This window comes from Roseospira goensis (assembly GCF_014197795.1).
GTDB classification, from domain to species: domain Bacteria; phylum Pseudomonadota; class Alphaproteobacteria; order Rhodospirillales; family Rhodospirillaceae; genus Rhodospira; species Rhodospira goensis.
On the sequence record NZ_JACIGI010000005.1, the window covers coordinates 180,037 to 200,995 of the forward strand.

The window sequence follows — 20,959 nt, forward strand, 5'->3', positions numbered from 1 at the left end:
AGGATGACTCCAAACTGGCGTCAGGGCAGACCCCCGCGTCCGCTGTGACGTTCGGCTCGGCCGCTCCGGTCCCGGCGACCGCCGGGGCTCGCGGGGCCACGGCGACAAGGAGAGCGACTGATGGCAAATGCACCCGGCGGCCTGCTCGGCCTTGAACCGGAGAGCAACCTGTCGCGGTACCTTCAGGATATCCGCAAGTTCCCCATGCTGGCGCCGGACGAGGAATACATGCTCGCCAAGCGCTATCAGGACAATGCAGACGCGGATGCCGCGCACCGTTTGGTCTCCAGCCACCTGCGGCTGGTGGCCAAGATCGCCATGGGGTATCGCGGCTACGGCCTGCCCATGGGCGAGGTCATCTCCGAGGGCAACGTGGGCCTGATGCAGGCCGTGAAGCGGTTCGACCCCGACCGGGGCTTCCGCCTGGCCACCTATGCCATGTGGTGGATCCGGGCCTCGATCCAAGAGTACATTCTGCATTCCTGGTCGCTGGTGAAGATGGGCACCACGGCGGCGCAGAAGAAGCTGTTCTTCAATCTGCGCAAGATGAAGGGCCAGCTCCAGCTCATGGAAGACGGCGACCTGCCGTTCGAGAGCGTCACCGAGATCGCCACCAAGCTGGGCGTGCCGGAGCAGGACGTCATCAACATGAACCGCCGCCTGGGCAGCCCCGACCACTCGCTGAACGCGCCGGTGCGCATCGACGGCGAGGGCGAGTGGCAGGATTGGCTGGTCGACGAGGGCGATGACCAGGAAAGCCTGCTGGCCGACCACGAGGAGCTGAGCCAGCGCCGCGATCTCCTGGCCCGCGCTATGGAGACCCTCAACCAGCGCGAACGGCATATCCTGACCGAACGGCGCCTGAGCGAGGAGCCGATGACCCTTGAGGACCTGAGCCGCGAGTACGGCATCTCCCGCGAGCGGGTGCGTCAGATCGAGGTGCGCGCGTTCGAGAAGCTCCAGAAGTGGATGACCCGCGCCGTGCCCGGCGGGGGGGCCGGGGCCGGCAACGGCGGCGCCGCCCCGGCGGTGGCCTGAGGGCGGCCCCGGTCGCCCGCGCGCGTCGATCCAGATCGCGCTTTCGCGCAGACCCGACCCCCTGGTGCGGACCGTGCTGTCCCGCCAGGGGGTTCGTGCGTTCGACCCCGCGCCGCCGCCGGCACCATCCCGCGCGGGTCGGGCGGACGCGCCAGCTTGCGGCGGTTCGTTGCGCCTCCCTATATCGACGGGACGAGACCGGGCGGCCCCGCCGCCCGCCAACCACGTGGCCGGCCGCCGTTCCGTTGGCGCGCCGGTCGTGCGGGGGGACGTGCGACAGCCCAGGACGGACCCGGGGACGGGACCCGGGATCCGGGGGTCGGCGTCCTCGCCGGGAGACAGAGGACGACCGTGATGGACCTGGAGAAATTCACAGACCGCGCCAAGGGGTTCCTGCAGGCAGCGCAGACCATCGCCCTGCGCGAGCACCACCAGCAGGTCACCCCCGAACACGTGCTGAAGGCGCTGCTCGACGATCCGGAGGGCATGGCCGCCAGCCTGATCTCCGCCGCCAGCGGTGACGTCGAGCAGGCGCGCAGCGGCACCGACCTGGAGGTGGGCAAGCTGCCGCGGGTCGAGGGCGCGTCCAGCATGTACTGGGCGCAGCAGACCACCCGGTTGCTCGATCAGGCCCAGCAGATGGCCGAGAAGGCCGGCGACAGCTTCGTGACCGTCGAGCGCATCCTGCTTGCCCTGGCGCTGGCCAAAGGCAGCGCGGCGGCCAAGGTGCTGGCCGAGGCCGGGGTCACGCCGCAGGGCCTGAACGGCGCCGTCGAGCGCCTGCGCAAGGGCCGCACCGCCGACAGCGCGGGCGCCGAGCAGCAGTACGACGCCCTCAAGAAGTACGCCCGCGACCTCACCGAGGCCGCCCGCGAGGGCAAGCTGGACCCGGTCATCGGTCGCGACGACGAGATCCGGCGCACCGTCCAGGTGCTGTCCCGGCGCACCAAGAACAACCCCGTCCTGATCGGCGAGCCCGGCGTCGGCAAGACCGCCATCGTCGAGGGCCTGGCGCTGCGCATCGTCAACGGCGACGTGCCCGAGTCCCTGCGCGACAAGACGCTGATGGTGCTGGACCTGGGCGCCCTGGTGGCGGGCGCCAAGTACCGCGGCGAGTTCGAGGAGCGGCTGAAGGCCGTGCTGTCCGAGATCTCGTCCAGCGACGGCGAATACGTGCTGTTCATCGACGAGATGCACACCCTGGTTGGCGCCGGCAAGGCGGAGGGTGCGATGGACGCCTCCAACCTGCTCAAGCCGGCGCTGGCGCGCGGCGAACTGCACTGCATCGGCGCCACCACGCTCGACGAGTACCGCAAGCACGTCGAGAAGGACGCCGCCCTGGCGCGCCGGTTCCAGCCGGTGTTCGTGGCCCAGCCGTCGGTGGAGGACAGCATCTCCATCCTGCGCGGCATCAAGGAGAAGTATGAACTGCACCATGGCGTCCGCATCGCCGACGCCGCGCTGGTGGCCGCCGCGACCCTCTCCAACCGCTACATCACCGACCGCTTCCTGCCCGACAAGGCCATCGACCTGGTGGACGAGGCCGCCGCCCGCCTGCGCATGCAGGTGGACAGCAAGCCGGAGGCGCTCGACGAACTGGACCGGCGCGTCATCCAGCTCAAGATCGAGCGCGAGGCGCTGAAGAAGGAGGAGGACCCGGCGTCGCGCGATCGTCTCGGCAAGCTGGAGGACGAACTGGGCGAGCTGGAGGCCAAGGCCGCCGCCCTGGCCGCCGAATGGCAGCGTCACAAGAGCGCGCTGGCCGACACCAACACCCTGAAGGAGCAGCTCGATCAGGCCCGCGGGGAACTGGACATCGCGCGCCGCCAGGCCAATTGGGCCCGGGCCGGCGAGCTGGAGTACGGCGTCATCCCCGACCTTCAGAAGAAGCTGGCCGAGGCCGAGACCGGCCAGGGCCAGGCGATGCTGAACGAGGTGGTCACCGAGGAGACGGTGGCCAGCGTGGTCTCGCGCTGGACCGGCATTCCGGTCGACAAGATGCTGACCGGCGAACGCGACAAGCTGCTGGCGATGGAAACCGCCCTGGGGACGCGCGTGGTCGGCCAGGCCGAGGCGGTCTCGGCGGTCTCCAACGCGGTGCGCCGGGCGCGCGCCGGGCTGGGTGATCCCAACCGGCCGATCGGCTCGTTCCTGTTCCTGGGGCCGACCGGCGTCGGCAAGACCGAGCTGACCAAGGCCCTGGCCGCGTTCCTGTTCGACGACGAGACGGCGCTGATCCGCGTCGACATGTCGGAGTACATGGAGAAGCACGCGGTGGCCCGGCTGATCGGGGCGCCCCCGGGTTACGTCGGCTACGACGAGGGCGGGGCGCTCACCGAGGCGGTGCGCCGGCGGCCCTATCAGGTGGTGCTGTTCGACGAGATCGAGAAGGCCCACCCGGACGTCTTCAACGTGCTGTTGCAGGTGCTCGACGAGGGGCGTCTGACCGACGGTCATGGTCGCGTGGTGGACTTCCGCAACACCCTGATCGTCATGACCTCCAACCTGGGCGCGGACATCCTGGCGGCGCAGGGCGAGGGCGAGGACTCGGCGGCGGTGCGTGGCCCGGTCATGGAGGAGGTGCGCGCCGCCTTCCGGCCCGAGTTCCTCAACCGGCTGGACGAGATCCTGCTGTTCCACCGTCTGTTCAAGGAACACATGGCCGGCATCGTCGAGATCCAGATCGGCCGTCTGACGGCGCGCCTGGAGGACCGCGGCATCGCGCTGGAGCTGGACGCGGCGGCCAAGGCGTGGCTGGCCGAGCGCGGCTATGATCCGGTCTATGGGGCCCGGCCGCTGAAGCGGGTGATCCAGCGCCACCTGGAGAACCCACTGGCCATGATGGTCCTGGAGGGGCGCATCGGCGACGGCGACACCGCCCGCGTCTCCGCCGGCGAGGGCGGCCTGATCGTCAACGGCGAGGCCCTGGAGCAAGCGGCGGCATAGGGGCGGACGGGCGGCAGCCCGGCGGCGCGGTCCCTCTGGCCTCCGGCCGCCGTTTGGCGGAGGATGGCGGCGACGATCCCGTCCGGACCAGAAGGGGGCCGCGTCGATGCCGGAGACACTGGACCACGAGGCCGCCGACACGGTGCCCATGCGCCACCGCGACCTGGAACAGATCGCGTTGGTCGCGCTGCGCGCCGGCCGCCTGCTGATGGAATGCGGGGTGAAGGCCCAGGTGGTGCGCGAAGGTGTCGACCGCATCTCGCGCGGCCTGGGCGCCACCCAGGTGCATGTCCGGGTCGGCTTCGCCTCGCTCGCCATCACCGTGGGCCACGGGGCCCAGACCATCACCCGCATGACCGTGGTGGGACCGCACGGTGTCAACCTGCGCCTGAACCACGCCCTGCGCCGGCTGTGCGCGCGGGCCGGGCGTGGCGACCTGACCGTGGACGCGATCGGCGCCGACCTGGACCGGCTGGAGCGCGAGACCCCGCGCCATCCCTGGCCGCTGGTGTGCCTGGCGGTGGGCGTCGCCTGCGCCGCCTTCGGCCGCCTGCTGGGGGTGGACTGGATCGCGGTCGCCCCGGTGCTGGCGGCCGGCGCGCTGGGCCAGGCGGTGCGCCACCACCTGGCGCGGCGCGGCCTGAACGCGTTCGTGACCACGGCCGTGGTGGCCTTCGTGGCCTCGGCGCTGGCGGCGACCGCGGCCCGGGCGCTGGGCAGCGGCATGACCGAGACCGCGATGATCGCCGCCGTGCTGATGCTGGTGCCGGGGGTGCATGCCCTGAACGCGCAGACCGACATCATGGAGGGTCAGCCCACCCTGGGCAGCGCCCGCGCGGTCAGCGTGCTGATGACCCTGGTGTTCCTGACCGTGGGGGTCTGGACGGCCCAGGCCACCCTGGGCCTGCTGGAGCCCGGACCGGTCGCGGTGCCGCCCCGGGTGCTGTGGCATCAGGCGCTGTTCGGCGCCGTCGCCTCGGCCGGGTTCGGGGTGCTGTTCAACTTCGGCTGGGGGGCGGTGGCCTGGGCCGCCGCCGCCGGCGCCATCGCCCTGTCGGTGCGGACTCTGGGGCTGGAGGCGGGCTGGAGCCTGGAGGCCGCCTCCTTCGTGGCGGCCGCCGCCGTGGCCGTCAGCGTGCAGGCCCTGGACACCGTGCCGGTCGGCGTGCGCCGGGCCGGCGCCGCCCTGGCGGTGGCCGGCTGCATCCCGATGATCCCCGGCAGCCTCGCGGCGCAGGGCATCATGAGCCTGTTGGAGCTGACCGCCCCGGACGTGGCCGGGGCGGACGCCCTGCTGCTGAGCGCGGTCAACGATGCCTTGCGGGTGGTGTTCACCATCGGCGCCATCGGTGCCGGCCTGACCATCGTCACCGCGCTGTGGCGGCGCCCCGATTTCCGCCCCTGACCGCGCGCGCCGCGGCCGGTCTACTCCGCTGCCTCCGATTGGGCGGCGGCCTCACCGTCCTTGCGGAAGAACAAGGTGACGGTGCCGATCTCGAAGCCCCAGCGTGACACGGTGGCGCGGTTGATCATCACCCCGCCCGGTTGCAGCCACATCCAGTCGTTGAAGTGGACCTTCCACGTGCTGTTTCCAACCTCCAGGTTCATGTCGTAGGTCCAGTTCAGCGCGTTGCCGGCGATACGGCCGTTGGCCACCCCGAGGATGTCGTCGGCGCGGCCTTCGTAGGTGTCGGGGCCGGTCTTGGTGATGCGCCAGACGCGGCGGTCGGTCTCGCCGTCGGCGTAGTCGAAGTGTTCGTCGAGGGTCAGCGTCTCGCCGTCCCAGGTGCCGTCGATCTCCACCTGGAACTGACGGCGCAGTTTGCCGAAGCGGTCGACGAAGATGCCCCAGGCGTAGGTCTTGCCGGGGAAGTACTCCTCCAGCACGAATGTGGGCTCGGTACCCTTGAAGTCCTCGAGTTTCATGTCGCCTCCACAGGCGGTCAGGGACGCGGTCCCGATGATCAGAAGCCCGAGCGCCAGCAGGCGCCCCAGGCGGCGACGCAGGGTCGGCAAAGGGCGGGTGGCGGCCGCGGCGCGCGCCCGAACGGTTCTCAGCATGTCTCCCCTCCCAGGCGGGTCAGGCGTTTGCGAACGATGGCCTGGCGCCGCCGGGTCATGGGGTGGTTCCAGACCAGCGCCAGAACCCCGACCTTCAGGGCCACGGGCGCCAGGGCGTACAACCCCGCCAGCGTCGCCAGCGCGGCCGGCGTGTTGGACTCGGCCTGGGCGTCGAACCCGACCGCATCCAGGATCGGGAACGCCAGCCCGACCGCCAGCGCCAGCGCGCCCTTGGTGCCCATGCCCCAGAGCGCGAAGAACACCCCCTCGCGCCGCTGGCCGGTGCGCAGTGCGTCCAGGTCGATGACGTCCGCCTGCATCGCCGGCGGCAGCGCCAGGTCGGCGCCCAGGGCCGCCCCGGTCAGGATGCAGATGACCAGGAACGGCGCCACGTCGCCCGGCCCCAGCAGCGGCACCCAGACGAAGCTGACGCAGGCCAGCGCCATGGCGGCGGCCCAGGCCCGATGCTTGGACCACAGCCGACTCAGCGCCAACCAGCCTGGTATGGCTACGACCGCCGCCACGAAGTAGATCAGGATCAGGCGGTCGCGGGTGGCCTCGTCGACGCCCAGGCCGTGCTCCAGGTAGAGCGGGAACAGCGCCGCCGGCAGCCCGCCGGCCAGACCGTTGAGCACCCACGCCGCCAGCAGGCGGGTGAACGGCCGGTTGGCGAGCACCCCCCGGGCCTGGCGCCACAGGGAGCCGAGGTCCCGGCGCCGCCCGGCCGGCAGCGGCACCTCCGGCACCCGCCACAGCAGCAGCGCGATCGCCGGCGCGCCCAGCACGATGGCCGCGCCGGCCACAAGCCCCAGCCCGGCGTCCTCGCCCAGCCCGAGCGCCGTCGCCAGCACCGGCATGGCGCCCGCGACCAGGATGCCGACGATCATCAGCCCCTCGCGCCAGCCGGTGATGCGGGTGCGCTCGTGGTAGTCGCCGGACAGCTCGGCGCCCCAGGCGGTGTAGGGGACGCTGATCAGGGTCCAGCCCACGTAGAGCACCAGGGTCCAGGTGAGCAGATGGCCGATGCCGGCCCCGTCGGGCGGCAGGAACAGCATCACCAGCGCCGGCGCCGCCAGCAGCCCGCCGAGCAGGATCCACGGTTTGCGCCGGCCCCAGCGGGTCGTCAGGCGATCGCTGAGCACGCCGACCAGCGGGTCGGTGATCCCGTCGACGAGGCGGGAGGCCAGCAGCACCGTGCCCACCGCCGCCAGCCCGAGCCCCAGGTCGTCGGCGTACAGCGTGGGCAGGAACACGAACACGGGGATGGTGGGCATGGCCAGCGCCAGCCCGGGCAGGCCGTAGAGGACCTGTGCCCACCGCCTGTCCCTCATCGCGGGGGTCATGCGGGGCGGTCCGCCCGCACCTGGACGACGTCGATGCTGCCGTGCTCGAAGCCGACCTTGCAGTAGGTGAGGTAGTACAGCCACAGCCGGCGGAAGCGCTCGTCGAAGCCGCCGCCGGCGCCGACCAGCTCGGGCCAGGCGCGCAGGAAGGCGTCCCGCCACAGGTCGAGGGTGCGGGCGTAGTCGGCCCCGAAGGCGTGCGCGCCGCCGACCGCGAGTCCGGCGCCCGACAGGCCATCGCGCAGGTGGTCCACGGTCGGCAGCATGCCGCCCGGGAACACGTAGGTCTGGATGAAGTCGGCGCCGGAGCGGTAGTCCTCGAAGCGCGACCCCTCGATGGTGATCACCTGAAGGGCGGCGCGCCCGCCGGGCTTGAGGCGGTCATGCACGGTTCGATAGAACACGGGCCAGTGGTCCTCGCCGACCGCCTCGAACATCTCGATGGAGGCGATGGCGTCGAACTGCCCCGTCACATCGCGGTAGTCCTGGAACCGGATCTCCACGCGGTCGGCCAGGCCGGCCGCCGCCATGCGCGCGCGGGCGTAGCTGAGCTGCTCGCGCGACAGGGTGATGCCGGTCACCCGGCAGCCGAACTCGCGCGCCGCGATCTCGGCGAAGCCGCCCCAGCCGCAGCCGATTTCCAGCACGTGCTGGCCCGGCCGCAGGTCCAGGCTGCGGCACAGGCGCCGGTACTTGGCTGCCTGCGCGTCCGCCAGCGACTGGGCCGGGGTCTCCCACAGGGCCGAAGAGTAGGTCATGGAGGGGTCGAGCCAGGCGCGGTAGAACGCGTTGCCCAGGTCGTAATGATAGGCAATGTTGCGCCGGCTGCCGGCCTTTGTATTGGCGTTGCGGCGATGGCGGCGGTTGCGCAGGCGCCGCGCCAAGGCCGAGCCGGTCTTGGCGATCGAGATGCGCTCGTTGTTGGCCAGCGCCAGGCGCAGCACCGCCTCGATGTCCGGCGCATCCCACAGCCCGTCCATGAACGCCTCGGCGAAGCCGACGGCGCCGTTCACCATCAGCCGCCGCGCCGCGACCGTCGAGCGCAGGCACAGGGTGGCCTCCGGTCCCGGGTCGCGGCCGGCGTAGACACGGGTGCGGCCGTCCGGGCGCACCAGGGTCAGGCGGCCGCGCTGCAGGCGCCGCAGCACCCGGTCCAGGACCATCAGCCACAGGGCGTCCTCGCCGGGGAACACGCGGGGCAGGCGGGGCATCGACAGGGGCGCCGTGGTGGCGTTCGCGCTGGGCTCTGACATGGCGTCGGGTCTGCTCCAGTCTGGTCCGGGGGGCTGGTCCGGGGGGCTGGTCCGGGTCGTCGGCGGGCGGAACGGCGCTCGGGAGCCGACGAGTCAGGGCACCGGGCGCGGGGTCACCACGGTGACCAGGTTGGCCGGGGGCGGATCGCGCCGCACCACCTTGACGCCCTTGATCCAGAGGTTGAGGGCCTCCCAGTGGATGCCCACGATCACCTTCAGGGTCATCAGCGGGTGGCGCGCCACGGCTGCGGCCAGGGTCCGGTCCGACAGCGGGCGCCGGGCGCCGGTGAACGAGGCGTGCAGCACCGTGCCCTCGGCGTCGGTCTGCTGGATCGCCACCGCAACCTTATCGTCCGGCGGCTTGATCTTGAAGTGATAGGTCGTCTCCATGGCGATGAACGGGGAGACGTAGAAGCGCTTGTCGCAGGTCTGACGCACCACCCGATCCGCCGCATCCGACTCCGAGACCGGGATCAGGTAGCAGTGGCGCTCACCCAGCGTGTTGTTGACCTCATGCAGCACCGCGCCCAGGCGGCCGTCCGCGTGGTGGCAGAAGTAGACGGTGAGCGGGTTGAACACGTAGCCCCACAGGCGCGGATAGCACAGCACCCGGATCGGCCCGCCGCCCAGGTCCAGCCCGGCCTCGGCCAGGGCGGACTCGATCCAGGGGCGCAGCGGCCGACCGTCGCCCGGGCCGTGGTCGCGGTCGTGGAAGGCCAGCGGTGCCCACCGGTTGTGGCCGAACCCGCGCAGCCGCCGGTCCAGGTCGGGCAGCTCGTCCAGGTCCAGCAGCAGCGAGAACACCCGATAATCCAGCCGGTGCCGCTTCGGCTTCAGGCGCCGATGCAGCACCGTTCCCGCGTACAGGGCGGAGGTCCAGGTCGGGGCCGTCATGCCGCGGCCTCGCCCGCATCCGTCGCCGCGGCCGGCGTGTCGCCGACCACGATGCGGCCGTTCTCGTCTGGCACCCGCCACGGACGGCGCACGCCGCCCAGGGCTTCGGCGACCGCCAGGCCGGCCTGGAGACCGTCCTCGTGGAAGCCCGACCCCATGTAGGCGCCGCAGAACCAGGTCCGGCGGTGGCCCTGGAGGCGCCAGACCTGATTCTGCGCGGCCAGCGCGGCGCGGTCGTAGAGCGGATGGTCGTACAGGAAGCCGCGGATCACCGTGCCCTCGGCGGGCTCGCGCGGCGGATTGAGGGTGACGAACAGGGGCGTCTCGGGGTCCAGCCCCTGGAGCCGGTTCATCCAGTAGGTCACGCACACCGCCGGATTGCCGTCGGCGTCGCGGGTGCCGATGTAGTTCCAGCTCGCCCAGGCGCGCCGCGCCTTCGGCATCAGGCTGGCATCGCTGTGCAGGATGGCGCGATTGCGGGTGTAGCGGAACCCTTGCAGCACGGTACGCTCGCGATCGTCCGCGTCGTCCAGCAGGGCCAGGGCCTCGTCGGCGTGGCAGGCCAGAACGACGTCGTCGAACAGGCGGGTCTCGCCGCGCAGGTCCTCGACCATCACGCCGCCCTGCACCCGGCGGATGCCGGTGACCTTGGTGTTCAGAAGGATGCGGTCGGCGTAGGGGGCGGTCAGCGGCTTGACGTAGGCGCGACTGCCGCCGGTCACCGTGCGCCACTGCGGCCGCCCGGTCAGCTTCAGCAGCGCGTGGTTGTCGAAGAAGCGGATGAAGGCGGCCGCCGGGTAGTCGCGCATGTCGGCCACCGGTGTCGACCAGATCGCCGCGCCCATGGGCAGCAGATGGTCCTCGATGAAGGCGCGACCGTAGCCGTTGGCGTCCAGATAGGCGCCCAGGGTGATGCGGTGCGCCTCTGGTTGGCGCAGCAGCGCGGGCGCCTCGCGGTAGAACCGCATCAGATCACGCAGCATGGACCAGAAGCGCGGCCGCAGCGCATTCCCTGGCTGGGCGAACAGACCGCCGAGGCCGTCGCCCGCATATTCGAGGCGGCCATCGTCCAGGGAGGCGGCGAAGCTCATGTCGCTGGCGTGAGTGGCGACGTCCAGGTGGTCGAACAGCGCCACCAGATTGGGATAGTTCACCTCGTTATAGACGATGAAGCCGGTATCGACCGCGATCGGACGCCCGTCTCGGCCCGGCGCCTCGACCGTGTTGGTGTGCCCGCCGACGTAGTCGCCCCGTTCGAACACGGTCACCTGATGACGCTGGCTCAGAAGCCAAGCCGCCGACATGCCGGCGATGCCGGTGCCGACCACGGCGATCCGCCGAGACGGTCCGCCGGCCTGCGTCCTGCCGGCCGCGGCCAGCGCCTCCTCCCCTGTCATGGTCCCGGTCATGCTGTCGTCTGCCCCCTTTTCCTCTGCGCAGTCCTCTGCGGTGTCCTCTGCCGTCGATCGTCCGGGCCGACCGCCCGGGTGCCGACAACCGTCACCACAATCTCCTGCCCCTACGCAGGGTTTTCGCAGCCGGATCACCCGCACGGGGCGAGAGGTGGTGTTGGACCAGTGGACCTTTCGGCGAATTAATCCTTCGGTACCGCCCCTGCCATACCCAAGTGCGATGGTGGGCTGCTACAGTCCGCCCAACGAACGGGTTCGGTCGCGGCCCTTGGCGCGTCGATCCGGGGATGAGACAGTTTCCGGGCCGCGGACGATGATCCAGGGACGGTCCTCTGCGTAGGAGGGATATGTATGACGACGCGGCAGCATTCTCGGCGACGCCTTCGCGCACGCCCCCCGCGCCCACTGACCCTCGTCAGCGGACGCGTCCAGGCTCACCCGCACGGCGCGGGGGGGCAGGCATGATGAGCGTGGCCGTGGAGGGCGAAGCCCTGGCAGAACTGGTGCGGGCGGTCGCGGAGCGACAGGACCAGACGGCCTTCGTGGCGCTGTTCGAGTACTTCGGGCCGCGTGTGAAGGGGTTCCTGATGCGTCAGGGCGCGATCGAGAGCGAGGCCGAGGACCTGGCCCAGGACGTCATGCTGACGGTGTGGCGCAAGGCGGCCCAGTTCGACCCCGGCAAGGCGGCGGTGAGCACGTGGATCTTCACCATCGCGCGCAATCGGCGTATCGACGTGCTGCGTCGGGAGCGCCGGCCCGAACCGGACGCAGAGGATCCGATGCTGGTCGGCGAACCGGAGCCGTCGGCGGAGGCCCACATGGCCACCGCTCAGGTGCAGGTGCGGATCCGCGACGCCATGGCGACGCTGCCGCCGGAGCAGGCCGAGGTCCTGACGCTGTCGTTCTACGAGGACATTCCCCATTCGGAGATCGCCGAGCGGCTCGGCATCCCGCTGGGGACCGTGAAATCACGTCTGCGCCTGGCCTTCCGCAAGGTGCGGGCGCTGGTGGGAGAAGAGTTGGCATGACCGTCAAGCATCATCCCAGCGAGGCGCTGCTCATCGCCTATGCCGCCGGGCATCTGGGCGAGGGTCTGTCGCTGCTGGTGGCCACGCATCTGACGCTGTGCCCGCACTGCCGCGCGGCCGTGGCCGAGGCGGAGGCGGTCGGCGGCGCCATGATGGACACCGTCGCGCCGGTCGCCATGGGCGCCGACGCGCTGTCGGTTCTGGGGCGGCTGGACCGGCCCGAAGCGGGCGCGGGCGCGCCGCCGCCGGTCACGCGGCGGCGGCCGGCGTCCTCGCCGGCGCGGGCGGCGCCGCAGGGCATCGCGTTGCCGGCGCCCCTGCGCGGCTATGTGCAGGATTTGTCGGCGGCGCGCTGGCAGTGGGTGTCACCCGGCGTGCGCCAGCTCGACCTGATGCACCGGCCCAAGGGGCGCGACACCGCCAAGCTGTTGCGCATCGCGCCGGGGCGCGTGCTGCCCGAGCACGGCCACACCGGGCTGGAACTGACGGTGGTTTTGCAGGGCTCGTTCACCGACGAGCAGGGCCGCTTCACCCGCGGCGACCTGGCCGAACTGGACAGCGACGTGAACCACCAGCCGATCGCCGATTCGGGCGAGGAGTGCATCTGCATCATCGGCACCGAGGCCCCGCTGCGCTTCTCCGGCCTGGTGCCGCGCATGGTGGCGCCGATGCTGGGGTTCTGAGGTTGGGGTAGAGCCGTCCTAGCCGAACACGCTCCCACGCGGGAGCGTGGGAGCGAGAATGATAATGTATCTGGCGCCCACGCTCCCGCGTGGGCGGGGTGCGTTTCGGGCGGTGTGCGGTTCCACGCGGGAGCGTGGAACCGAGAAAGATAATGTGTCTGGCGCCCACGCTCCCGCGTGGGCGCGGTGCGTTTCGGGCGGAGCGCGGTTCCACGCGGGAGCGTGGAACCGAGATGGGGGTGATCTCGCGCCCACGCTCCCGCGTGGGCGCTCCGCAAGCCCGGCCGGTCCGTGACCCTCAGTGCTTCAGGATCTGACTCAGGAACAGCCGGGTGCGTTCGCTGGTCGGGTTGGTGAAGAAGGTGCTGGGCGGAGCCTGCTCCACGACCTGGCCGCCGTCCATGAACACCACCCGGTCGGCGACGGTCTTGGCGAAGCCCATCTCGTGGGTGACGCAGACCATGGTCATGCCGCTCTCGGCGAGCTGTACCATGACGTCCAGCACCTCCTTGATCATCTCCGGATCGAGCGCCGAAGTCGGCTCGTCGAACAGCATCAGCTTGGGCTGCATGCACAGCGCGCGGGCGATGGCGACGCGCTGTTGCTGACCGCCGGAGAGCTGGCCGGGGAACTTTTTCGCCTGCTCCGGGATCTTGACCCGCTCCAGCAGCGCCATGGCGCGCTCCTCGGCCTGGCGGCGCGGCTCCTTGCGCACCCAGATCGGCGACAGCACGCAGTTCTCCAGCACCGTCAGGTGGGGGAACAGGTTGAAGTGCTGGAACACCATGCCGACCTCGCGCCGGATCATGTCGATCTTCTTGACGTCGTCGGTCAGTTCGATGCCGTCGACCACGATCGAGCCGGTCTGGTGTTCCTCCAGGCGGTTGATGCAGCGGATCATGGTGGACTTGCCGGAGCCGGACGGCCCGCACACGACGATGCGTTCGCCCTTGTGGACCGTCAGGTTGATGTCGCGCAGCACGTGGAAGCTGCCGAACCACTTGTTCATGTCGGTGATCTGGATCATCACCTCGGCGCCCACCTGGTGCGACAGCTCATGGCCGGTCACGAGGCCCTCGGGGTCCTGCAGCGATTGGATGTCGGTCATGCGGTCTCGGTCCCTTGAAGACGGCGAAGCGTGGCGGTGGGGTCAGTGCCCGGTGTGCAGCTTCTTCTCCAGGCCCTGGCTGTAGCGCGACATGCCGAAGCAGAAGACCCAGAAGCAGAAGGCGGCGAAGATGTAGCCCTCGATCGCCACCCGCCCCCAGGCTGGGTCCACGATCGACGCCTGCACCGTGCCCAGGATGTCGAACAGGCCGATGATGAGCACCAGGGTGGTGTCCTTGAACAGGGCGATGAAGGTGTTGACGATGCCCGGGATCACCATCTTCAGCGCCTGCGGCAGGATGATCAGCCCGGTCGCCCGCCAGTAGCCCAGGCCGAGCGCCGACGCCGCCTCGTACTGCCCCTTGGGCAGGCCCTGGAGGCCGCCGCGGATGACCTCGGCCATGTAGGCGGACTGGAACATGACGATGCCGATCAGGGCGCGCAGCAGCTTGTCGAAGTTCACCCCCTCGGGCAGGAACAGCGGCAGCATGACCGAGGCCATGAACAGTACCGAGATCAGCGGCACGCCGCGCCACAGCTCGATGAACAGCACACAGATGGTGCGGATGATCGGCATGTGCGAGCGTCGGCCCAGGGCCAGCAGGATGCCGATGGGCAGGGCGGCGACGATACCGACGTAGGACAGCACCAGGGTCAGCATCAGGCCGCCCCACTTGCCGGTCTCGACCGCCTCGAGCCCGAACACCCCGCCCAGCAGCAGCACGCCGCTGATCACCGGGTACACCGTCAGGCCGAAGATCCCCAGCCATTTGCGGACCCGGGCCGATACGCCCGGGAGGAACTGCGGCACCAGGAACCCGGCCAGCATCGCGAACATGACGTCGACGCGCCAGCGTTCCGCGTCCGGATAGAAGCCGTAGACGAAGAAGTCCAGGCGGGTGGCGATGAACACCCAGCACGCGCCGCCGCTGGTGCAGTCGTCGCGGGAACTGCCCACGAAGTCGGCGGTCAGGATGCCCCAGTCGATCAGCGGCGGCACCACCAGCCACAGCAGGTACAGGCCCAGCGCCGTCAGGGCGATGTTGAGCGGCGACGACAGCAGGTTGTCGCGCACCCAGCGCACCGGGCCGACCACGGTCACCGGCGGCGGCTGCGGCGGGATGGGGCGGAACCCGGTGTCGGAGGACGGGGGGTCGCTGTGCGCCATGGCCTAGCGCTCCTTCAGGGCCACGGCCCGGTTGTAGAGGTTCATGAGGAACGAAATCGACAGGCTGATGGTCAGGTAGACGGCCATGGTCATGGCCACGATCTCCACCGCCTGCCCGGTCTGGTTCAGGGTCGTGCCCATGAACACCGACACCAGGTCGGGGTAGCCGATGGCGGTGGCCAGCGACGAGTTCTTGGTCAGGTTCAGGTACTGACTGGTCAACGGCGGGATGATGACCCGCATGGCCTGCGGGATGACGATCAGCCGCAGGGTCTGGCCCGGCCGCAGGCCGAGCGCCTGCGAGGCCTCGGTCTGCCCCTTGCTGACCGACTGGATGCCAGAGCGCACGATCTCGCCGATGAAGCCGGCGGTGTACAGCGTCAGCGCCAGCCACAGCGCGATGAACTCGGGGATCAGGCGTACGCCGCCGCGGAAGTTGAAGCCCTGCAACGCCGGCAGGTCCCACGTCAGGGGCGATCCGGCGAGCCAGAACACCAGCAGCGGCAGGCCGACCACGGCGGCCAGCGAGACGCTCCAGGCCGGGAAGCGCCGGCCGGTGGCGTCCTGGCGCCGCTTGGCCCAGCGCACCAGCACGACCGCCCCGGCGATGGCCAGCCCGAAGGTGATCGCCACCGCCCAGAAGGCCGGTTCCAGGTTCGGCGACGGGGCGTACAGGCCGCGGTTGTTCAGAAAGGCGGAGAACGGGAACTCCAGGCTCTGGCGCGGCCCCGGCAGGGTGCGCAGGACGGCGAAGTACCAGAAGAAGATCTGCAGCAGCAGCGGGACGTTGCGCGTGATCTCGATGTAGACCAGCGCCATCTTGGCGATCAGCCAGTTCGGTGACAGCCGCGCGACCCCCAGGATGAACCCGATGATGGTCGCGAACAGGATGCCGAGCCCCGAGACCAGCAGCGTGTTGAGAATGCCGACGACGAAGGTGCGGCCGTAGGTGTTGGTCTCGTCGTAGGGGATGAGCGAGAACAGGATGCCGAAGCCGGCGGTGTTGTCCAGGAAGCCGAAGCCGGTGGTGATGCCGCGGCTTTCCATGTTGGTCAGGGTGTTCTGGAAGATGGTCCAGAAGACCCACAGCACCAGGACCAGGGCGACGACCTGGAACGCGACCGCGCGCACGCGCGGATTGCGCCACGGGGCGGGACCGCTGGGCGGGGTGGGAACGGCCGGTCCGGCCATGGACGACGCCTCCGAATGACAAGATCCGAATGACAAGAGGGGCGGGGTCGGGGGGCACGGGCCGGGCCGGGTCCCGCCGACCCGCCCCGTGCCGGTCATCGGGTCGCGGTCAGCGGATCGGCGGGGCGTACTGGATGCCGCCGTCGCTCCACAGGGCGTTCAGGCCGCGGTCGATGCGCAGCGGGCTGCCCTGGCCGACGTTGCGCTCGAACATCTCGGCGTAGTTGCCGACCTGGGCGATGGCCTGTGCCGCCCAGTCGCTGGACAGGCCGAGCTTCTCGCCCATGTCGCCCTCGGTGCCGATCAGGCGCTTGATGGAGGGGTTATCGGACGCCCTCATCTCGTCAAGGTTCTCGGAGGTGATCCCCAGTTCCTCGGCGTTGAGCTGGGCGAACAGCACCCACTTGACGACGTTGAACCACTCGTCGTCGCCCTGGCGCACCACCGGACCCAGCGGCTCCTTGGAGATCACCTCGGGCAGCACGATGGCACTGTCGGGGTCGTCCAGCTTGGTGCGAAGGCTGTAGAGCTGGGACTGGTCGGAGGTCAGGACGTCGCAGCGCCCGGAGGCGAAGCCCTCGATGGTCTGACTGATGGCGTCGAAGACCACCGGGTTGAAGGTCATGTCCTTGGCGCGGAAGTAGTCCGCCAGATTCAGTTCGGTGGTGGTGCCGGCGGCGACGCACACCGAGGCGCCGCCCAGCTCCAGCGCGCTGGTCACCCCCAGGTCCTTGTTCACCAGGAAGCCCTGGCCGTCGTAGAAGGTCACGCCGGTGAAGTTCAGGCCCAGGGAGGTGTCGCGGGTCAGGGTCCAGGTGGTGACGCGCGACAGCACGTCGATCTCGCCGGATTGGAGCGCCGTGAAGCGTTCCTTGGCGGTCAGCGGCACGAACGCGACCGCGTCGGCATCACCCAGCACGGCGGCCGCGACGGCGCGGCAGACATCGACGTCGATGCCCGTCCAGTTACCCGAGTCGTCGGGGTTGGAGAACCCGGACAGGCCGGTGGTGACGCCGCAGCGCAGCTCTCCGCGCTCCTTGACGGTGTCCAGGGTCTGGGCGGCGGCGGGGCCGGCGAGGGCGACGGCGGCGGCGAAGCAACCGGCCAGGATACCGGCCACGGGGGTGGCGGCGAGACGGGTCATCGGGAACCTCACATGTCCGGAACGGAACGGAAGACACAGGGGCGGTGGGACCGGCCCGGGCCGCGCACGGCCGGCACCGGTCCCACCGATCGGGAGCAAGGCGGGACTCAGCGGATCGGCGGGGCGTACTGGATGCCGCCGTTGGTCCACAGGGCGTTCAGGCCGCGTTCGATCTGCAGCGGGGTGTCCATGCCCACGTTGCGCTCGAACATCTCACCGTAGTTGCCGACCTGGGCGACGATCTTGGCGGCCCAGTCGCTGGACAGGCCGAGCTTCTCGCCCATGTCGCCCTCGGTGCCGACCAGACGCTTGATGGAGGGGTTGTCGGACTCCATCATCTCGTCAAGGTTCTCGGAGGTGATGCCCAGCTCCTCCGCGTTGATCTGGGCGAACAGGGTCCACTTGACGATGTTGAACCACTGGTCGTCGCCCTGGCGCACCACCGGACCCAGCGGCTCCTTGGAGATCACCTCCGGCAGCACGACGGCGCTGTCCGGGTTGTCCAGCTTGGTGCGCAGGGCATAGAGCTGCGACTGGTCCGAGGTCAGCACGTCGCAGCGGCCGGAGGCGAAGCCCTGCACGGTCTGGTCGGAGGTGTCGAACACGACCGGGCTGTATTCCATGCCCTGGAAGCGGAAGTAGTCGGCCAGGTTCAGTTCGGTGGTGGTGCCGGACTGGATGCAGACCGAGGCGCCGTCCAGCTCGGTGGCGCTGGTCACACCAAGGTCCTTCTTCACCAGGAAGCCCTGGCCGTCGTAGTAGTTGGTGCCGGTGAAGTTGAGGCCCAGCGACGTGTCGCGGGTCAGGGTCCAGGTCGTGTTGCGCGACAACACGTCGATCTCGCCGGACTGCAGCGCCGTGAACCGCTCCTTGGCGGTCAGCGGCACGAACTTGACGGCATCGGCATCGCCCAGCACCGCGGCTGCGACGGCACGACAGACGTCGACGTCGATGCCGGTCCAGTTGCCCGAGTCGTCCGGGTTCGAGAAGCCGGGCAGGCCGGTGGACACGCCGCAGACCAGCTCGCCGCGCTCCGTCACGGCGTCCAGGGTCTCGTCGGCGAGGGCGGCGGTGGACGACAGCGCGAGGGTGGCCACACCGGTGGCCAAGGCGGCAGCAATACGCTTCATGGGGAGCCTCTCCGTAGTCGGTGGCGGGAAGGGATCGCGGGATGTGCACGAAGCGGGCAGGGCACGTTGGGTCGGTCCCTCGGGTCTGCCCCTCGGGTCGGCCCCTCGGGTCGGTCCCTTAGGTCGGTCCCTGCGGCGATGGCACGGCACGATCACCCCGCCCCGCCGCAGCAACAGACGTGCCATGCAGTAGACGCGTACCTTAGCGAGCCTTCGGGGACGCGAAAAGCCATCTTTCACGACCCCTTGGCGGGTGCGGTGCACCATGACGCCCCGTCCGCCGGGGCCGGCGGACCGCGTCCGCCGCCGTCCCGGTTGCCCATGCGGAAGGCAGGCTGCCCGACCCGCGGGCAACACGGACCGACCGGGCGGCGGCGCCCGGCCGCGCCGCCCGCTGCGTCGGCGGGTCATGAACGGCCTTAAGGAAGTCTCGCGCCCACGCTCCTGCGTGGGCGCCATAGGGATGGACCGCACACGAAAACGGCCTCCCCGCAGAGGGGGAGGCCGAACAGGGATCGCGGCCGTGTCGGCGGCCGCGCGGTCGCGCCGGAGTCGCGCCGGCCGGCGCCTCAGGCCGCGGCGCTGCCGGGGCTTCCGGGACGGGTGGGGCGGCCGTGATCGTTGGCGGCCCGGATCTCGTCGCCGAGCCGCCACAGCCGGAACCGCAGGTAGCGCCACAGGGCGCCCGAGAACAGCCGCCCCAGGCGGCCGTGCGGCGCCAGCCCGGCCGCCTTCAGCACCATGGCGCTGCCGCGCTCCACGTGGTTCAGGCGGTAGTGCTGGAAGGCCCGCGCGGCGTAGGCCCGGCTGCTGGCGGCCCGGTCATAGGGCCGGTCCGGCGTGTTGGCGCAGTGATAGGCGAACGCCAGTTCGTCGTCCTCGCTTTCCTGCATGCGCCCCAGGGCGACCAGGACCCGGCGCCGGCGCGAGATGGCCTCGCGGTCGAGGTAGCGTTTCAGGGTGGTGTAGAACAGCTTGAAGTGGCGGAACTCGTCGCCGGCGATGCGCCGGCAGATGTCGCGCAGAACCGGTTCGTCGGTGGCGTCACGCAACGCGGAATAAAAGCTGGAGGTGCCGGTCTCGACGATGCAGCGCGCCACCATCTCGCCGCTGCGCGAGCCTCGGATGGAGGTCTCGACGTCGGTCGGGATCACATACCCGTCGACGAAGCGCGCGAAGGTGGCCTGGAAGTCGAAGGACGGATCGGCCATCTCGGCCCAGCGCCCCAGGGCGTCGCCGTGGCGCACCTCTTCCTCGGCCCAGGTTTCGGCCTTGGCACAGAAGACGGGATCGTCGCGGAAGACGTTGCACAGATACTTGGAGTAATGGCCGCTGTTGCGTTCGGTCAGGGCGGCGGCCTTGATGATCCGGAGCAGTTCGGGGTCCACGCGCGCCGCGTCGAACGACTCCCATGGGATGTCATCCAGGGTCCAGTGCGACATGATCCTCCCCTTGCGGGCCAGACGAAGAAGACGCGGGTGAGAAGACGCGGGTGAAAGGCCCCGCGCGCCGGGTGGGGCATGGCCCACCCGGCGGACGCGACGGTCCGAGCCCGATATAGGAGGGCCGGGCGCCCCCGGCAAAGGGTCGGTCGGCAAGAAATTCTGGTTTCGGTGGTCGGTGCGGCGGTGGCTAGGCGTCGGGAAAGCCGGCGCGGGCGCGCACCGCGGCCGGATCGGCGCCGGCCGCGCGCAGGGACCGCAGGCTGCGGGCGTCGTCCCGCTTGGCCAGCCGACGGCCGGTCTCGTCGGTCAACAGACCGTGGTGGTGCCACTGCGGCACCGGCAGGTCGAGCAGGGCCTGGAGCAGCCGGTGCACATGGGTGGCCGGGAACAGGTCCTCGCCGCGCGTCACCAGGGTGATCTCCTGGGCGGCGTCGTCCAGCGTCACCGCCAGGTGATAGCTGGTGGGCACGTCCTTGCGCGCCAGAACGACGTCGCCGAACAGCTCCGGCCGCGCCTGCTGCCAGCCGGCGGCGGCGTCGTACCAGGGCAGGGGGCCGCCCAGGCGCGCCCGCGCCGCCGCCATGTCCAGGCGCAGGGCGTGCGGATCGCCGGCGGCCAGCCGGTCGGCCCGCGCCGCCGGGTCCAGGGCGCGGCAGGTGCCGGGGTAGAGCGGGCCGTCCGGTCCGTGCGGCGCCGACGGGCTGGCGGCGATCTCGGCCTGAATCTCCTTACGGGTGCAGAAGCAGGGGTACAGCAGTCCCGCGGCCGCCAGCCGGTCGAGCGCGGCGCGGTGCTCGGCCAGGTGGGCCGTCTGGCGCCGCACCGGCCCCTCCCAGCGCAGGCCCAGCCACGCCAGATCCTCCAGGATCGCGGTTTCGTATGCCGGCCGGCAGCGGCCGGTGTCGATGTCCTCGATGCGCAGCAGGAACCGCCCCCCGCGCTCGCTCGCGCAGGCCGCCGCGAACAGGGCCGCGTGGGCGTGCCCGAGGTGCAGCAGGCCGGTCGGGCTCGGCGCAAAGCGGGTCACCGCCGGCCGAGTCCCGGCCGGGGCGCCGCCCGACGAGGTCGGGTCGTGGGAAACCGTCATGAATCCGTGATAGTCTTTTTGTCGAACCG

17 protein-coding genes are annotated in these 20,959 nt (G+C 70.6%); 5 read left to right on the forward strand and 12 right to left on the reverse strand.

Going from position 1 to position 20,959, the window contains the following annotated elements:
- Positions 1-120 precede the first annotated feature (120 nt).
- The 3 genes from rpoH (at position 121) to GGD88_RS04815 (ending at position 5,389) form a co-directional block, all read left to right on the forward strand.
- Entirely contained in the window at positions 121-1,038 is a 918-nt protein-coding gene (gene rpoH / locus GGD88_RS04805) for an RNA polymerase sigma factor RpoH (RefSeq protein ID WP_184432268.1), read from the forward strand.
- Positions 1,039-1,392: 354 nt separating this feature from the next.
- Positions 1,393-3,984 carry an ATP-dependent chaperone ClpB gene (gene clpB / locus GGD88_RS04810; RefSeq protein ID WP_184432270.1) on the forward strand — a complete coding sequence of 864 codons (2,592 nt, stop codon included), beginning with the start codon at positions 1,393-1,395 and terminating at the stop codon, positions 3,982-3,984.
- Between the two features lie 106 nt (positions 3,985-4,090).
- Positions 4,091-5,389, forward strand: a complete 1,299-nt coding sequence (locus GGD88_RS04815) for a threonine/serine exporter family protein (protein WP_184432272.1) — start codon at positions 4,091-4,093, stop codon at positions 5,387-5,389.
- Between the two features lie 20 nt (positions 5,390-5,409).
- On the opposite strand, the gene GGD88_RS04820 is transcribed toward GGD88_RS04815, so the two are convergent.
- From GGD88_RS04820 to GGD88_RS04840, 5 genes are all read right to left on the reverse strand, one after another.
- The gene (locus GGD88_RS04820) at positions 5,410-6,045 is read right to left on the reverse strand and encodes a DUF3833 family protein (RefSeq protein WP_184432274.1); all 636 of its coding nucleotides are present in this window, start codon (positions 6,043-6,045) and stop codon (positions 5,410-5,412) included.
- Complete coding sequence (locus tag GGD88_RS04825) at positions 6,039-7,388, reverse strand: MFS transporter (protein WP_246423566.1); 1,350 nt, start codon at positions 7,386-7,388, stop codon at positions 6,039-6,041. The genes GGD88_RS04820 and GGD88_RS04825 overlap by 7 nt, the downstream gene beginning before the upstream one ends.
- Complete coding sequence (locus GGD88_RS04830; RefSeq protein ID WP_184432276.1) at positions 7,385-8,641, reverse strand: SAM-dependent methyltransferase; 1,257 nt, start codon at positions 8,639-8,641, stop codon at positions 7,385-7,387. Before GGD88_RS04830 ends, GGD88_RS04825 begins: the two co-directional genes overlap by 4 nt.
- 93 nt (positions 8,642-8,734) lie before the next feature.
- The gene (locus GGD88_RS04835) at positions 8,735-9,535 is read right to left on the reverse strand and encodes a DUF1365 domain-containing protein (RefSeq protein ID WP_184432278.1); all 801 of its coding nucleotides are present in this window, start codon (positions 9,533-9,535) and stop codon (positions 8,735-8,737) included.
- Positions 9,532-10,932, reverse strand: coding sequence for an NAD(P)/FAD-dependent oxidoreductase (locus GGD88_RS04840; RefSeq protein WP_184432280.1), 1,401 nt, complete (start codon positions 10,930-10,932; stop codon positions 9,532-9,534). The genes GGD88_RS04835 and GGD88_RS04840 overlap by 4 nt, the downstream gene beginning before the upstream one ends.
- 476 nt (positions 10,933-11,408) lie before the next feature.
- On the opposite strand from GGD88_RS04840, the gene GGD88_RS04845 reads away from it, so the two are divergent.
- Positions 11,409-11,975 (forward strand): sigma-70 family RNA polymerase sigma factor, encoded by a 567-nt coding sequence (locus tag GGD88_RS04845; protein ID WP_343056269.1) that lies wholly within the window; start codon positions 11,409-11,411, stop codon positions 11,973-11,975.
- On the forward strand, positions 11,972-12,658 hold the full coding sequence (locus GGD88_RS04850) for a ChrR family anti-sigma-E factor (protein ID WP_184432282.1): 687 nt from the start codon (positions 11,972-11,974) through the stop codon (positions 12,656-12,658). The genes GGD88_RS04845 and GGD88_RS04850 overlap by 4 nt, the downstream gene beginning before the upstream one ends.
- A 298-nt stretch (positions 12,659-12,956) precedes the next feature.
- Here the strand turns inward: GGD88_RS04850 and GGD88_RS04855 are convergent, their stop codons facing one another.
- From GGD88_RS04855 to gluQRS, 7 genes are all read right to left on the reverse strand, one after another.
- The gene (locus GGD88_RS04855) at positions 12,957-13,685 is read right to left on the reverse strand and encodes an amino acid ABC transporter ATP-binding protein (protein WP_184432347.1); all 729 of its coding nucleotides are present in this window, start codon (positions 13,683-13,685) and stop codon (positions 12,957-12,959) included.
- Between the two features lie 123 nt (positions 13,686-13,808).
- Complete coding sequence (locus GGD88_RS04860; protein WP_184432284.1) at positions 13,809-14,933, reverse strand: amino acid ABC transporter permease; 1,125 nt, start codon at positions 14,931-14,933, stop codon at positions 13,809-13,811.
- 3 nt (positions 14,934-14,936) lie between these two features.
- The gene (locus tag GGD88_RS04865) at positions 14,937-16,124 is read right to left on the reverse strand and encodes an amino acid ABC transporter permease (RefSeq protein WP_184432286.1); all 1,188 of its coding nucleotides are present in this window, start codon (positions 16,122-16,124) and stop codon (positions 14,937-14,939) included.
- A 109-nt stretch (positions 16,125-16,233) separates the two neighbouring features.
- Positions 16,234-17,268, reverse strand: coding sequence for an amino acid ABC transporter substrate-binding protein (locus tag GGD88_RS04870; protein ID WP_184432288.1), 1,035 nt, complete (start codon positions 17,266-17,268; stop codon positions 16,234-16,236).
- A 107-nt stretch (positions 17,269-17,375) separates the two neighbouring features.
- Positions 17,376-18,398 (reverse strand): amino acid ABC transporter substrate-binding protein, encoded by a 1,023-nt coding sequence (locus tag GGD88_RS04875; RefSeq protein ID WP_184432290.1) that lies wholly within the window; start codon positions 18,396-18,398, stop codon positions 17,376-17,378.
- 569 nt (positions 18,399-18,967) lie between these two features.
- Positions 18,968-19,840, reverse strand: a complete 873-nt coding sequence (locus GGD88_RS04880; protein WP_184432292.1) for an acyl-ACP desaturase — start codon at positions 19,838-19,840, stop codon at positions 18,968-18,970.
- 190 nt (positions 19,841-20,030) lie between these two features.
- Entirely contained in the window at positions 20,031-20,930 is a 900-nt protein-coding gene (gluQRS, locus tag GGD88_RS04885) for a tRNA glutamyl-Q(34) synthetase GluQRS (protein WP_184432295.1), read from the reverse strand.
- Positions 20,931-20,959 lie beyond the last annotated feature (29 nt).